The organism is Streptomyces coerulescens (genome assembly GCF_042657965.1).
In the GTDB taxonomy this organism is placed as follows: domain Bacteria; phylum Actinomycetota; class Actinomycetes; order Streptomycetales; family Streptomycetaceae; genus Streptomyces; species Streptomyces coerulescens.
Genome location: NZ_JBHSKM010000024.1, coordinates 567,131 through 580,986, shown reverse-complemented (window position 1 = coordinate 580,986; position 13,856 = coordinate 567,131). Strand labels below are relative to the sequence as shown.

Below are 13,856 nucleotides of genomic sequence, written 5' to 3'. Positions count from 1 at the left end.
AGATCACCAGTGGGCGCAAAACTAGAGATAAAACCGCACTACAGATGAAAACGACCTCTCAGAGGTCGTTTCCACCTGTGGAGTTCGTTTCATCCCAACTCGCGGCAGTGTTGGGAGCCGTACTCTGAGGCGCTGGCGCACCATCGCGCCTGGCGAGACTTATCGGGCGTCCGGATTGCCTGTCTCATTCCTCGAAGCCTGTCTCACTCCAAAACGTGCCCACATTGGCGATTGTCCCCTCCGGACCGCGCGCAAGCTCGACACTTACGAGGGACGAATACATTTCTGTGACACATGATGCGACACAAACCAGGTGAAGACGACCTCTCAGAGCGTGAGTGCTCCTGCCACCGCACCGAGCGCCACAGCACCGGCGCCGAGCCCGACGCGCACCTGGTGGACAGCGCGCCATCGCAGCCGTACGTCCTCCCACTCCGGCGGCGGGTCGGTTGCGTCGATGGTCTCCACCCATGTGTACAAGGGCCGTGCCGCGAGCCGGGAAACGACAGCGATCCCGACGAACAACGCCGTCGCGAGTCCGTACAGCACCCGCGCCGCCAAACGGTCCTCGAGGACCGTCAGGGCCGCATTGCCCAACGCCGCGAGCCCCACCAGGGCCGGCATCAGCTTGTCCATCCGGTGGGCGAGCAGGGTGTTCATCAGTCGGTAGTGATCGACCTTCAGGCTGCCCAGCACGGGTTCGATCACTATGAGGCCGACCAGCAGACCGCCCAAGGACATCCCGCTCACCACGATCGACAGCACCATCACCGTCTCGGTCACCGCAAACCTCCTGTCATCACGGGCCTTTGACCGGAGAGTCGAACGCAACGCCTTGGACGATTACTCGGAGCCGCCTGGCGCCCGATGGTGCCGTGGATACCAGCCGGGCCCCAACGCGTCGCCCGACAGTGAGCGCATGACTGCCGCACCCGAACCGCGACGCTGGTGGGCACTGGCCGTCATCGGCCTCGGCCAGCTGTTGGTGGTGCTCGACGCAACGATCATGAGCATCGCCCTCCCTCACGCCCAGGACGGCCTGAACATGAGCGATGGCAGCCGGCAGTGGGTCATCACCGCCTACACGCTGGCGTTCGGCGGGCTGTTGCTCCTCAGCGGCCAGGTCGCCGATCGTGTCGGGTACAGGCGGACCTTCGTCATCGGTCTCGTCGGCTTCGTGGTCGCCTCGGTCCTGGGCGGCGCGGCCCCCACGGCAGGGCTGCTGTTCGCGGCGCGCGCGCTGCAGGGAGTGTTCGCCGCGCTGCTCGCGCCGTCCGCGCTCGCACTGCTGTCGACGACCTTTCGCGATCCCGGGGAACGAGCCAAGGCGTACGGCGTGTTCGGCGCGATCGCCGGCGCGGGCTCGGTGGTCGGCCTCATTGCCGGCGGTCTGCTCACCGAGTACCTGAACTGGCGGTGGTGTCTGTACGCCAACGTGCCGCCCGGGGCTCTCGCCGTGGCCGGTGCGCTGATCGTGCTGCGCGACCGGCGGGGGCACCCCGATAGCCGCCTGGACCTGCCGAGCGCGCTGCTGGTCGGCACCGGCCTCGTCGCCACTACGGCGGGTTTCGGCGAGGCGACCTCGCGCGGCTGGGGGGACGCCGCGGTGCTGGGCTTGTTGGTCGCAGGCGCCGTCCTGCTGGGTTGCTTCGCCCGGCGGCAGACCCGCATCCGCACACCGCTGCTGCCGCCGCGCATCGTGCGCAGCCGGGTGCGCACCGGTTCGTACGTCACGATCGCGCTGGTCACCATGGGGCTGTTCGCCCTGTTCCTGTCCGTTACCTACTACCTGCAGACCGTCCTTGGCTACTCCCCGCTCAAGACCGGCCTGGCCTTCCTGCCGACGGCCGCCGGCATCATCGTCGGAGCGGCCCGCATCTCCGCCGGGCTCAGCCACCGGGTGCCACCGCGCGGGCTGATCCTGCCGGGAATGCTGCTGGCGGCGGGCGGGATGCTGTTGCTCACGGGGCTCGGTACGGAGCCCGCGTATCTGACGCACGTACTGCCGGCGGAGCTCATGGTGGGGCTTGGCGCCGGCACTACGTTCATGGCGGCGATCGGCAGCTCGACGCTGGGCGTCGACCCCCGGGAGACGGGAATCGCCTCGGCCACCTTCACCACAGCACAGCAAATCGGCGGATCGATCGGCGTCGCGCTGCTGAACACTCTCGCAAGCCGCACCACACAGCGGTACGAGAGTGCTCACGGCGGCGGCGCAGAGGTGGATCCAGGCGCGTCCGTCGAACGGGCCGCCACAGTGCACGGGTTCGCGGTGGCGTCGGGCTGGGTCGCGGCCCTCCTGGCCGTGGGCGCGGTCGGTGTGGGATTCGCCGTCGACGCCAAGGCCCAGCCACGCGGGGATGCCGTCGGGCCCGGGGCCGAGACCCGGCCAGATCCTCCGAAACATCCCGCTGGCAACACACCGCCCGGAAGTCCCGTCCCGACGTCAACCACCGACGAACTCCGGAGGTAACACCCATGCGGAAACCCCATGTCGTCGTTCCGGCCGTACCCGTCCCCGTCCTCCCGCCGCCCCTGCCGACCCCCGCCGAGTCCACGTCGCTGGCCGGTCGGCGCATTGCCGTCCTCGGACAAGGCGGCTCGGCCCGTGCCATCGCGGCGAAGCTCGGCGCCCACGGCGCGACCGTGGCCCTGCACCCACCGGGCCGCTGGAACCGACTCGCTGCGGAAGGGGGTGCCCGCGAGAAGTTGGACGGCGTTCTCGTCCTGCTTCCCAGGACAGCGGCAAACCCCGCCACCTCCGACCCCATCGCGACGGCCGTCCAGTGCTCTCCGCGCTGGCTGCTGGTGCTGGCTCCGGGGACCGATCCCGCCGAGGCGGGGCGGGCGGCGCTGGCTCTCGACTGTTGAAACCACCCGGTTCGGCGTGAGCGATCGCACGCGCCGACGCGCAGCCTACGGCGGGAGTTCGAGGACAGGGCCTGACGTCTGGCCCCAGCGCCCGCGCCCCCACCGCTGCCCCAGTGCAGACCTTCAGCATTCGCTGCCACTCGAGGGAGTGACATGTCCCGCAACCTGTTCACCTCAGAGTCCGTGACCGAGGGTCACCCCGACAAAATGGCCGACCGGATCAGCGATACCATCCTCGACGCCCTGCTCAAGGAGGACCCGCTGTCGCGGGTCGCCGTGGAGACGCTGATCACCACCGGCCAGGTACACGTGGCCGGCGAGGTGACCACCAAGGCGTACACGGACATCCCCGGCCTGGTCCGCGACGCGGTGCTCGACATCGGCTATGACTCGTCCACGAAGGGCTTCGACGGCTCCTCCTGCGGCGTCTCTGTCTCCATCGGCGCCCAGTCGCCCGACATCGCGCGCGGCGTAGGCACAACCGGAAAGGAAGCCGATCGGCCGGCCGCACAGGGTGCGGGCGACCAGGGCCTGATGTTCGGCTATGCCTGCGACGAGACGCCGCAACTGATGCCTCTGCCCATCCAGTTGGCGCACCGGCTCGCGTACCGGCTGGCGCAGGTCCGTAAGACCGGCAGCATGCCGTACCTGCGTCCCGATGGAAAGACGCAGGTGACCGTCGAGTACCTGGGCGGCCGCCGAGTCCGCCTCGACACCGTAGTGGTGTCCGCCCAGCACGCGGCGGACATCGACCTGGAGGATCTACTGGTGCCGGACGTCCGCCGACACGTCGTCGATCACGAACTCGCGCGACTGGCCGACGACGGCATGGAACTCATCACCGACGGCTGCCGGTTGCTGGTCAACCCGACCGGCCGGTTCCACATCGGCGGTCCGATGGGTGACGCGGGTCTGACCGGCCGAAAGATCATCATCGACACGTACGGCGGCATGGCCCGCCACGGCGGCGGAGCCTTCTCCGGCAAGGACCCGTCCAAGGTCGACCGCTCAGCCGCTTACGCCATGCGCTGGGTCGCCAAGAACGTCGTCGCAGCGGGCCTGGCCTCCCGCTGCGAGGTCCAGGTCGCCTACGCCATCGGCAGGGCAGAGCCAGTCGGTCTGTTCGTGGAGACGTTCGGCACCGCCACCGTCTCTCCCACCGCGGTCGAGAAGGCCATCGGCACCGTCTTCGACCTCCGTCCCGCCGCGATCATCCGCGACCTCGACCTGCTCCGCCCCCTGTACACCCAGACATCCGCTTACGGTCACTTCGGTCGCGAACTGCCCGACTTCACCTGGGAGCGCACCGACCGGGCAGCCGCTCTCCGTACCGCGACCGGAGCCTGACATGCGTATCGCCGTCACCGGTTCGGTCGCCACGGACCACCTCATGACCTTTCCCGGACGCTTCGCCGACCAGTTCCTGGCCGACCGCCTGGACCATCTCTCCCTGTCGTTCCTGGTCGACACCCTGGAGGTCCGCGACGGTGGGGTCGCGGCAAACATCGCCTACGGGCTGGCCCTGCTCGGTCACCGGCCACTCCTGATCGCCTCGGTGGGAACCGACTTCGAGGCGTACGGTGCCCGGCTGGCCGCGCTCGGCGTGGACGTCTCCGCGGTCCACGTCTCCACCACCCGCCATACCGCCCGCTTCCTGTGCACCACGGACACGGACGGCAACCAACTCGCCTCCTTCTACCCGGGCGCGATGACCGAGGCACCCGCCATCGAACTCGCCGCCGTGCTGAAGCAGAAGGGCGGCGCCGATCTCGTGCTCGTCGGGGCCGATGCCCCAGAGGCAATGGCGCGCCACACGCGAGCCTGTCGCACGATGGGGGCGCCCTTCATCGCCGACCCTTCCCAGCAACTCGCCCGGCTCGACGGTGCGCAGATCCGGGAACTCGTCACCGGGGCCGACCACTTGTTCACCAACGAGTACGAGCGCGGGCTCCTCCTGGCGAAGACCGGATGGAGACCGTCCGACGTGCTGGCGCAGGTCTCCACTTGGGTGACCACCCTCGCCGAGAAGGGCAGCCGCATCGAGCGGGCCGGGATACCACCGGTCGAGGTGCCGGCCGTGCCTGCAATCACGGCGGTCGACCCCACGGGAGTCGGTGACGCGTTTCGCGCCGGCTACCTGTCGGCTCTCGCCGCGGACTCGGATCCGGTTCGATGCGCCCGAGCGGGCTCCGCCCTGGCCGCCCTGGCCCTCACTGCTGTCGGCACGCAGACATACACGGTGGTGGGTCAATCGGACAGGTCACGTGGAACCAGATCCATCAGCGACGAAGCATCGGTCATACGCCGACAGGTACCGAACTCGACTGCGTAGGCCAGTGACCGGTGGCTTCATACGGCCGACGTGAGCAAGGCCGCCCGCGTCCTTCCGGGTACGCCCGCTCGTTGATCGCATCGCAGCTGGCACACGTAGCTGTCGCGGTAGCCGCCTTCAGTCCCGGAGAGCTGCTGGTTCCGGCGGGATTGCCGGCGTCTGCTGGTCGGTGAACCGAGGCAGGAGGATCCGGAAGGTGGCGCCTTGACCCGGGGCCGAGTCGACCTCGACCTGCCCGCCGTGGGCGGTGACCAGAGAGTGGACGATGGACAGGCCGAGGCCGGCGCCCCCGGTGGCACGGTTACGGGAGGCGTCTGCGCGGTAGAAGCGTTCGAAGATGCGGCTGCTCTGGTCGGGGGTGAGACCTGGCCCCTGGTCGGCGACTTCCAGGACGGAGTGGTCGCCAGCCGTGCCCACGCCGATGCGGATGGGTGTGCTGGGTGGTGTGTGGGTGACTGCGTTGCCGACCAGGTTGGTGACAACCTGGCGCAATCGGGCCTCGTCGGCGAAGGCCGGCGCGGAGGCGGGTGGGCCGTCATCGGCCGGGCCCGTGAGGGTGACGGTCCGGCCCGGGTCGAGGGCGCGTACGTCGTGTAGGGCGTCCGCGGCGAGAGTGCGCAGGTCGGCGGGGGCGAGGTCGAGGCCTCGCGGAGAGTCCTGCACACGGCGCGTCGTGGGCTGTCCCGTGGCTTTGAGGGCGTGTTCGTCGAGGCGAGCCAGTTGGAGCATGTCCTCGACGAGGCGGGTGAGGCGTTCGGACTCGCCGGCGATGCGGGCCATCGTGGCGTCGATGTCCTCCCGTTCGGCGAGGGCACCCATGCGGTGAAGGTCGGTCAGGCCCTTGATTCCGGCGAGCGGGGTGCGCAACTCGTGGCTGGCGTCGGCGACGAACCGGCTCATCCGCGTCTCGGACTCGGCGCGGCCGGCGAACGCGGTCTCCAACTGCCCGAGCATGCCGTTCAGTGCAGCGGCAAGACGGCCCAACTCCGTGTTGGAACCTGCCAGTTCAGGCACCCTGCGGGAGAGGTCGCCGGCCGCGATCTCGGCGGCGGTCTGCTCGATGCGGGACAGCGGACGCAGCCCGGACCGAACCGCGAACCAACAGACCACGGCCAGGACCGCGAGCAGACCGAGGCCGGTGGTCCGGTAGTTCTGCCACATGCGGCTCACCGTGCCGTCGACTTGCTCCATCGACGTCGCCACGACCACACTGCCGGAATCGGCCGTTGTCGTCACCTTGGTCCCCAGCAGTGCGGCACGCGCCACCCTGGGCACTGCGATCACCCGCCAGTGTACGTCGCCCTTCGTGCTGTCGACGGTGAACGGACGGCCACTGTGAGCGGCGACCGCTGCCGTGTCCAGCCGGGGAAGGGCCGGGCCCCGCGCGTTGCTCGACCGGTTGGCTCCTGCGAGGGAGTCGATGCTGTTCTCGACGGTGCCGTCCTTCGCGACGTACGTGATGACGGGATTGCCGAGGACGTCCGTGCTGAAGTCAGCTAGTCCGGCGGGCGGCTTCCGCTGGGCCCCGGTCTCAGCCACCCTCGGGGGCAGCACGGCGAACAACTGGGAGGTGGCGTGGAGTTGCGAGTCGACGCGGTCCTCCATATAGCCGCGCAGGGCGTTACCGGTGACCAGAGCGAACGCCGTGAACCCGGCCGCCAGCAGGGCGACGGCCAACAGCAGCACCCGGCTGCGCAGGGAGGCGCGCGCCCACAGCGCACGGACTCGACGGGGCCGGGTCACCACTTCGGCCCGCGCAGCACGTAGCCCACGCCGTGCACGGTGTGGATGAGCTTCGGGCCACCGTTGTCGATCTTGCGGCGCAGGTAGCTGATGTAGGTGTCGACGATGCCGGTGTCGCCGTTGAAGTCGTAGTCCCACACCCGCTGCAGGATCTGCGCCTTCGAGACCGTGCGCCCGGCATTGGTCATCAGGTAGTGCAGCAGCCGGAACTCGGTGGGCGACAGACGCAGCGGCTCCCCCGCACGGGCCGCCTGGACGCCGTCGTGGTCGAGTTCGAGGTCGGCCACGCGCAGCAGTGCGGTGGGGTCGCCGCTGGTGCGGCGCAGCACGGCACGGATGCGGGCAATCAGTTCCTGTAGGTCGAACGGCTTGGTCACGTAGTCGTCGCCACCCAGGACCAGGCCCTCGATCTTGTCGTGGGTGGCGTCGCGGGCTGTGAGGAACACGACCGGGATGTGATCGCTACGGGGCGTCGACGCGGGCCGGTGCTGGTCGCGCAATCGGCGGATCACCTCGAAGCCGTCCAGGTCGGGAAGCATCACGTCCAGCAGCACCAGATCCGGTGAGACCTCCCGTGCACGGTCCAGTGCCTCCTGGCCCGTCCCGGCCGCGGCGACGGTGAAGCCGGCGTGCCGCAGCGCCGCGCACAGCAGTTCCCGCACTGTGGGCTCGTCATCCACGACAAGCAGGTTCACACCCATGGCGGCCGCCGCGCCGGGATCGCTCCCGACGCCGGTGCCAGGGAGGGCCGAGCGGTCGACAGGCGTCAAAGGGGCCTCCGGGCGACAGGTAATGGGCTCCCTACCCCTCCAGGTAAGGGGACTGGGCAGAAGGCGCGCAGACGGCGGCGACTGGGAATCTGCCGGGCAGGATACGAGAATGGGCTGTCTTGACCGCGTAAAGCCCGATGTCAGCGAGACCCACGGCCACCGCGCAGCGCGGACAGCAGGCTTCCGGCGAACCCGGCCAGTCCGCCGACAAGGAGCCCGAGCATCACCGTCCGCAGCACACTTCCGCTCAACTCAGCCTGCATTCCCCCCATCTCACTGCCGAACATGCTGACGCCGAAATGCCCCGACGCCCCCACCAGCCCGGCCGCTACACCCAGGAGGACGGCCGTGACGACCCCGAACCGCCCGGCCATACCGAGGTGCCCGGACAGCGGCCCCCTGAACGGGCGCAGCAGGAGCTTGTGGCTGGGGTGCGTGGCCCGGGCTGCTCGGTAGGCGCAGGTGAGCAGGATCAGGCCGGTCACCGCGAGGGCCGCGAGCCACAGCGGCCATCCGCCCACCGACAGGGACCTCAGGTGTTCCGTGCGGTCGGGCTGCCGGCCGCCCCCCATTCCACCCGCACCCATGCCGCCCATGATCGCGGCGAGCGGGTTGCTGCTGCCATCGCTCTGCACCGGATGCACCTCGGCAGTCCACGAGGAACCGACGCCCAGAGTCAGAAGAACCGCCAGGGCATTCGGGGCGAGCAACAGTACGGCACCCGCCGCCGAACGGGCCCGGCCCCCGACCACCGCACCAATCAGAGCCAGGGACATCAGCGGTACGGCCACCAGGACGAGGATCGTTCGGACGAAGGCCGAGAGACTGGGTCCCCAGGCGGTGCGCAACCCGTCCAACGCACCGCCCAGAGGCAGCCGCACGCGGCGGCTGATCAGGCATCCCACGCCGATCACGACGGCCACCCACAGCACCGCGCCAAGGCCTGCCGATCCCGCGCTCACGTGGTACGCCATCGTCGGCTGGGCCTCAATACGGCCGCCGCCCATGAGCCCCCCCAGTCCGCCGCCATTGCCGCCGCCGAGGAGATCACCCAGAACACCGCTCCCGCCGCCGAAGCCCCCAGCGGACTGGGCATCGCCGCTTCCTCCCATCCCGGGCATCACCGACGCGGGCATGCTGGCCGATCCACGTGCGAGGCCGGCCACAACCAAGAAGGTGACCACCGCCGCGCTTCCCGCTCCGGCCGCCCGAACGGCCAGTTCACCGCCGGTGAACCGCCGCTGCTGCCCCTGGCGCAGCCGCCGGGAGAAAGTGATCCACAGAACGACGGCGCCGACCAGCGTAACTCCGAGCGGAACGGCATCGGCCGCGCCACTCATCGAGGGCCCCATGCCGACGCCACCGCTGCCGAACAGGGAGGCCAGCCCACCCATCGACCCGGTGTCTTCGGAGACATCGGATCCCGCGCTGACCGAGCCGCCGACGGCCATGGCCGTCAGAGCCATCGTCAACGACCACAACGACCCGACGGACCCCGCGTCGAGCAGGGCCAGCGCCAGCGCGGACACAGCCGCCATGGCGACCACCGCGCACAGCGCGGCTGCCGCCCCTTCCAGAGCGTTCTGCCACGGGCCGATCAGTTGCACCGGCACGGTTCGGCGTTGGGGCCTCGGATTGGTGCCCGGCTGCGGACCGGAACCGGGCCTGGTCTCGCGTCGGGGCGTGATGGCAACCATGTGGGAAACACTCCGCTTCGCTCACGGGGAGCACGCGGCGCCGAACGGGGGAGACTACGGCGCCGCGTGCCATGGGACCCGCACACACTGGCGGTTGCCGGTACGACCTTCCCGAGAGGTTCTGGGAGATTTCTGAGAGTCGCTGGGAGAGCAGTGCAGGTCACGGCCTGCACCCGACCGAGGCGCCAGCCCCCTTCTCAGAAAGTTCCCAGAACCCCACGGCCGAGTCGGTGAACGCCTCGAAGACGTCGCCCATCCCGCTCTGCCAAGCGCTCGAAGCCGGCGTCCTTGGACATGCCCAACCACTGGTCGGCGTCCAGGTTGGTGGAGCTGAACACGTCCGTCTGAGCCTGGGAGTCCGATTCGTTGATCGCGACGACGGTATTCGCCTTGTCGGGGCAGCGATCGCGACCGGGGCTCGGAAGGCACGGGTGGAATTCCGTTGGCCGATGCCGGTCGAGGTGCCCCTGCGGATCGCCGAAACGGCAGGCGGGGGCATGGAGTTGGGCGAGTCCGAGCGGCCTGTTGCCGCGGCGCGTCGCGCCGAGTTGCTGATCCTCGTGGCCAAAGGAGTGGATGAGGTCGGCGAGCCCGTCTCCATGGCCGTCCTGCTGGACCGGAGCGTCCTGTACACCTCATGTGCGACGGCACCCTGTTCGGCACCGACCAGGCGGGGTCGACGAGCGTCGCTGGGAAGATCCCCGTGCACAGCCACGACGAGGAGGGCTCCAAGGCGTCGGCGTCGACCCGGACTTCAAGAACAACCGGGCGATCTACCTCTACTACGCGCCCAAGCTCACCACCCCAGACGTTGCGGCTCCCAGCTCGGGCAGCGCCGACGACAATCTTGCCTCGCCGGAAGGTCAGGCGATCCCAGTGGGGTGGCTGCCACGGGAACTCGACACACGCCGAACCGGCCGGAGCTGCGGAGTGCCCCGGCCGGAGTTCAGCTAGGGGACGGCACGGATGTCGCGCTCGATCAGCCGACCTTGGTCAGCTTCCATTGCTGGTTGGTTCGGGTGTGGCAGGCGTACTGGATCAGCTGGACGTTGTCGGCGGTGGAGGCGCCGGGAACGTCCAGGCACGTGTTGCTGTTGACCGAGACGATGCGGTAGACGCCCGCCGTGGCGGTGGATTCGAACTTCCACTCCTGGTTGTTCGCATCGGTGTTGCACGTCCACTGGTGGATGAGCGCGTTGTCCGATGTGGAAGCGCCGGCGACGTCCAGGCACTTGTTGCTGTGCTGGGCGGTCAGGGTGAACGCGCCGTTGTCGGCGTCGGTCAGCTTCCACCGATGGTTGGCACCGGTGTTGGCGGGCCACTGGATGACGTTGGCCCCGTCGGCGGAGGACAGCTCGGCGACGTCGGCGACCTTGTCACTGTGCATCGCGGTCAGGGTGTAGATGCCTCCCTTCTGCGGGCCGCCGCCGGCCGGGGCGCCGACGCCGGCACCGTTGAAGGCGAGGGCGTCCAGGTCGCGTTTACAGGCGTTCGCTGCCGCTGGGAACCGCCAACCTCGAGATCCGGGTCTCCAAGCTGGGCGAGAAGGTCGGGGTCATCGGAGCCGCGGTCCTGGTGATCGAGGAAACCCTCGCACCGGACGCGGTGGATCGCTCACTCGCCTAGCGTCCGGGCTCATGTCCGCGCGCGATGCCGGAGTCTCGCCCGGCGGGTCAGGACGCCGGGCGCGCCATCTGGATCCTGTGCAACTACATGCTCTCCATTCCCATCACTCCGGACGCGGGAAGGGCTGCGCGAGGCATACCTGGCCGAGTACGCGATCGATGCGAAGGCGTCCGAGGAGTGCCGGTTCTTCACGGCCCAGCTGGCGGCAGCGATCCGTCACGACAGAAGCCGTCGCCAGCCGCAAACCCTGAGACGGCACCTCGACGACTACCCCCGATGTCGCCGCGCAGACTGCCGGATACGCGAACTCAACAGCTCCCTGAGTGTCGTGCTCCCCGCCGGAGTACTGCTCTGGGCGGGAGCGTCGTACGGCGGCAAGGCGGCGGGCGCGACAATGGCCGGCACCGCGCCGGCCATAACCGGGGGCGCCAGCCCCGCGGCCCCGCTCAAGGCCATCGGTACCGGAGCCACAGTGCTCACCGTGGCCCTTGGCTGTTACGTCTTCCTGCCCGACGACGACTCCCCGGTACCGCGGCGGCGCCACCTATCCCTGCGATTGTGGGTTCAGCGCCTCCAGTTCGGTCGGCAGCCGACGAGGGGACTCTGGGCCCGACCCCTGTCCGGTGGCCCTCGGCACCTGGGTTCGGGGCAGCCGGGTCCGCAGCGTCACGCCCGGCGAGCAGTCGGTGATGGTGATGGTGCCGCCGTGGCGCAGCGCGATCTCGCGGGCGATGGGCAGGCCGAGGCCGGTGCCGCCGGTGGCTCGGCCGCGGGCGTCGTCGAGGCGGACGAATCGCTCGAACACGCGATCTCGCTCGCCGGGTGGGATGCCTGGGCCGTCGTCCGATATGTCGATCACCACCGTGTCAGTGGCGTCGTCGGTCGTGAGCCGCAGCGTGACCGCGGCGGCGGCGTGCTGGCAGGCGTTGTCCAGAAGGTTGCGCAGCAGGCGTTCCATCTGGAGCGCGTCGCATGGGACCACGGCGTGGTCGCCGGTTGCGGCGTTGTGGCGCAGCGTGAGCTCCAGGCTGTCGGCGGAGGGCAGATGCCGGTATTCGCGCACCAGGTCCTCGGCGAGGGCGGCGAGATCCACCCCAGCGGCCGCCGCCGGGCCACCGGTGGCCCTTGTATCGGTGGCGTCCAGCCGGGCGAGCAGCAGCAGGTCGTCGGCCAGCGCCTGAAGCCGTACGACATCGGCGGTGGCGTCCGCGACCACCGAAGGCCAGTCCACGCCCTGCGGGCGGCGTGAGGCGGATTCGAGCTGCGCGCGCAGCCCGGCGAGCGGGCTGCGCAGTTCGTGGGCGGCGTCCGCGACGAACTGCCTTTGCAGCGCGGAGGATTGTTCGAGACGGTCGAGCGTGGCGTTGGTTGTGCGGGCCAGCCGGGCGATCTCGTCGTCGTGGTCGGCATCCGGCACCGGCACGCGCTGGTCGAGTGCACTGGCGGTGATCTCTTCCAAGCGCCGGCGTATCGCCTCGACGGGCCGCAGTGCGCGCCCGGCGGCGATCTGAGTGAGGGCTCCGGTCAGCAGCCCGGTGACCGGCACCCCGGTGGTGGCCATGATCCAGAACCAGTTCAGGTCCTGAATGAGGGGAATGTACTCCGCCTTGTGCTGCGCGAAGATCACGAGCAGCAGGAGCAAGGCAGCGGCGGAGCCCGCGGTCAGGGCGAGGCGTCCGCGCAGCGGGAGGCGGCGTTCACCGCGGCCGAGCGCCGCCCACGTGACGGCCCCGACGAGCAGGGCGGCGGTCGGGGCGCCGATGGTCAGGCCCCAGGGGGCGGATACGTCAGGGCCGTTGTAGCTGTGCAGCCACTGGGTGTTGGTGAAGAGCAGTAGGAGGGCCATGCCGGTAGCGGCGCCGGTGGTGCGCAGCCGGGCGACGAGGAGCTCTCCGCGACTCGCGAGCCAGCAGACGGTCCCGACGAACACTGCGCCGAGCGCGTACCCGGCATCGAGCAGGAACTCCGTCTGCCCGATCCGGCCGCCCAGAAGGTCCGACGGCCGCTGGGCAACCGGCCCCGCCCTGTCGCTGAGGTACTGCAGCCAGACGGCCGCCGCCGTTACCGGCACTGCGGCCGCGACAGCTGCGGCCCATGCCGGGCGCGGCGGCAGCCAGCCGTGCCGGTCACGCATGGCCGTCACCGGCGATCCGGTAGCCGCCGCGCACCGTCTCGATGGTGTCCTGGCCGAAGGGTGCGTCGATCTTCCGCCGCACTGCACTCACGTACACCTGGACGATGTTCGGATCACCGGTGAAGTCCGCCGACCACACCTCGTCCAGCACGTCGTACTTGGTGACCACTTCGTCCATGCGCTCCATGAGGCACCACAGCACCCCGAACTCCTTCGGCGTCAGCGCGATCGTCTCGCGCCCTCGCCCGCACCTGCGCCGCGCCGGATCGAGCCACAGGTCGCCACGGGTCAGCTGCGGCGCGACGGACCGGGCCCCGCCGCGCCGCAGCAGTGCACGGAGCCGGGCCTCCAGGACCACGTACGAGAACGGCTTGGCGAGATAGTCGTCGGCGCCGCAGTCGAGCCCCTCCGCTTCGTCGTACACGCCGTTCTTGGCGGTCAGCATCAGGATCGGCACGGTGTGGCTCTCGGCCCGTAGCCGGGAGCAGACCTGGTAGCCATTGAGGCCGGGCAGCAGGATGTCGAGCAGAACTGCGCCGTAGCGGTGCTCGCGGGCCTGATGCAGTCCGGTCACCCCGTCGTGCGCGAGATCGACGGCGTATCCGGCGGCGGTCAGCCCTCTACGCAGGGACTGAGCGAGTCGCACCTCGTCCTCGATCACCAGTATTCGCATGGTCCCAAGT

General features: G+C 69.7%; 11 protein-coding genes and 1 pseudogene. 5 read left to right on the top strand and 7 right to left on the bottom strand.

The features are described 5' to 3' along the window. Window positions 1-327: 327 nt before the first annotated feature. Entirely contained in the window at window positions 328-783 is a 456-nt protein-coding gene (locus ACFPQ9_RS32075) for an anthrone oxygenase family protein (RefSeq protein ID WP_380861300.1), read from the bottom strand. 136 nt (window positions 784-919) lie between these two features. Here ACFPQ9_RS32075 and ACFPQ9_RS32070 point away from each other — a divergent pair, with 136 nt between their 5' ends. The 4 genes from ACFPQ9_RS32070 (at window position 920) to ACFPQ9_RS32055 (ending at window position 5,203) form a co-directional block, all read left to right on the top strand. After that, window positions 920-2,473 carry an MFS transporter gene (locus ACFPQ9_RS32070; protein ID WP_380861298.1) on the top strand — a complete coding sequence of 518 codons (1,554 nt, stop codon included), beginning with the start codon at window positions 920-922 and terminating at the stop codon, window positions 2,471-2,473. A 5-nt stretch (window positions 2,474-2,478) separates the two neighbouring features. After that, window positions 2,479-2,871 carry a hypothetical protein gene (locus ACFPQ9_RS32065; RefSeq protein ID WP_380861296.1) on the top strand — a complete coding sequence of 131 codons (393 nt, stop codon included), beginning with the start codon at window positions 2,479-2,481 and terminating at the stop codon, window positions 2,869-2,871. A 153-nt stretch (window positions 2,872-3,024) separates the two neighbouring features. Beyond that, a complete protein-coding gene (metK, locus tag ACFPQ9_RS32060) occupies window positions 3,025-4,218 on the top strand; it encodes a methionine adenosyltransferase (protein ID WP_380861294.1) in 1,194 nt (397 codons plus the stop codon). Between the two features lies 1 nt (window position 4,219). Then, the gene (locus ACFPQ9_RS32055) at window positions 4,220-5,203 is read left to right on the top strand and encodes a carbohydrate kinase family protein (RefSeq protein WP_380861292.1); all 984 of its coding nucleotides are present in this window, start codon (window positions 4,220-4,222) and stop codon (window positions 5,201-5,203) included. Between the two features lie 117 nt (window positions 5,204-5,320). Here the strand turns inward: ACFPQ9_RS32055 and ACFPQ9_RS32050 are convergent, their stop codons facing one another. The 3 genes from ACFPQ9_RS32050 to ACFPQ9_RS32040 form a co-directional block, all read right to left on the bottom strand. After that, window positions 5,321-6,946: a sensor histidine kinase gene (locus ACFPQ9_RS32050; RefSeq protein WP_380861290.1), complete on the bottom strand. Its 1,626-nt coding sequence runs from the start codon at window positions 6,944-6,946 to the stop codon at window positions 5,321-5,323. Continuing rightward, window positions 6,943-7,647: a response regulator transcription factor gene (locus ACFPQ9_RS32045; RefSeq protein WP_380861341.1), complete on the bottom strand. Its 705-nt coding sequence runs from the start codon at window positions 7,645-7,647 to the stop codon at window positions 6,943-6,945. Before ACFPQ9_RS32045 ends, ACFPQ9_RS32050 begins: the two co-directional genes overlap by 4 nt. 209 nt (window positions 7,648-7,856) lie before the next feature. Continuing rightward, entirely contained in the window at window positions 7,857-9,413 is a 1,557-nt protein-coding gene (locus ACFPQ9_RS32040) for a streptophobe family protein (protein WP_380861288.1), read from the bottom strand. Window positions 9,414-9,910: 497 nt separating this feature from the next. On the opposite strand from ACFPQ9_RS32040, the pseudogene ACFPQ9_RS32035 reads away from it, so the two are divergent. After that, window positions 9,911-10,256: pseudogene (locus ACFPQ9_RS32035) on the top strand (PQQ-dependent sugar dehydrogenase); the annotation flags it as partial. 136 nt (window positions 10,257-10,392) lie between these two features. Here ACFPQ9_RS32035 and ACFPQ9_RS32030 read toward each other — a convergent pair. The 3 genes from ACFPQ9_RS32030 to ACFPQ9_RS32020 all read right to left on the bottom strand — a co-directional run bounded on the left by ACFPQ9_RS32030 (window position 10,393) and on the right by ACFPQ9_RS32020 (window position 13,846). Continuing rightward, complete coding sequence (locus tag ACFPQ9_RS32030; RefSeq protein ID WP_380861339.1) at window positions 10,393-10,887, bottom strand: RICIN domain-containing protein; 495 nt, start codon at window positions 10,885-10,887, stop codon at window positions 10,393-10,395. A 696-nt stretch (window positions 10,888-11,583) separates the two neighbouring features. Continuing rightward, on the bottom strand, window positions 11,584-13,173 hold the full coding sequence (locus ACFPQ9_RS32025; protein ID WP_380861337.1) for a sensor histidine kinase: 1,590 nt from the start codon (window positions 13,171-13,173) through the stop codon (window positions 11,584-11,586). Next, complete coding sequence (locus ACFPQ9_RS32020; RefSeq protein ID WP_380861286.1) at window positions 13,166-13,846, bottom strand: response regulator transcription factor; 681 nt, start codon at window positions 13,844-13,846, stop codon at window positions 13,166-13,168. The genes ACFPQ9_RS32025 and ACFPQ9_RS32020 overlap by 8 nt, the downstream gene beginning before the upstream one ends. Window positions 13,847-13,856 lie beyond the last annotated feature (10 nt).

Coding starts and splice junctions, on each gene's coding strand:
- ACFPQ9_RS32040 (WP_380861288.1), bottom strand. CDS start 9,413: ATGGTTGCCATCACGCCCCGACGCGAGACCAGGCCCGGTTCCGGTCCG.
- ACFPQ9_RS32020 (WP_380861286.1), bottom strand. CDS start 13,846: ATGCGAATACTGGTGATCGAGGACGAGGTGCGACTCGCTCAGTCCCTG.
- ACFPQ9_RS32070 (WP_380861298.1), top strand. CDS start 920: ATGACTGCCGCACCCGAACCGCGACGCTGGTGGGCACTGGCCGTCATC.
- ACFPQ9_RS32065 (WP_380861296.1), top strand. CDS start 2,479: ATGCGGAAACCCCATGTCGTCGTTCCGGCCGTACCCGTCCCCGTCCTC.
- metK (WP_380861294.1), top strand. CDS start 3,025: ATGTCCCGCAACCTGTTCACCTCAGAGTCCGTGACCGAGGGTCACCCC.
- ACFPQ9_RS32045 (WP_380861341.1), bottom strand. CDS start 7,647: ATGGGTGTGAACCTGCTTGTCGTGGATGACGAGCCCACAGTGCGGGAA.
- ACFPQ9_RS32025 (WP_380861337.1), bottom strand. CDS start 13,173: ATGCGTGACCGGCACGGCTGGCTGCCGCCGCGCCCGGCATGGGCCGCA.
- ACFPQ9_RS32055 (WP_380861292.1), top strand. CDS start 4,220: ATGCGTATCGCCGTCACCGGTTCGGTCGCCACGGACCACCTCATGACC.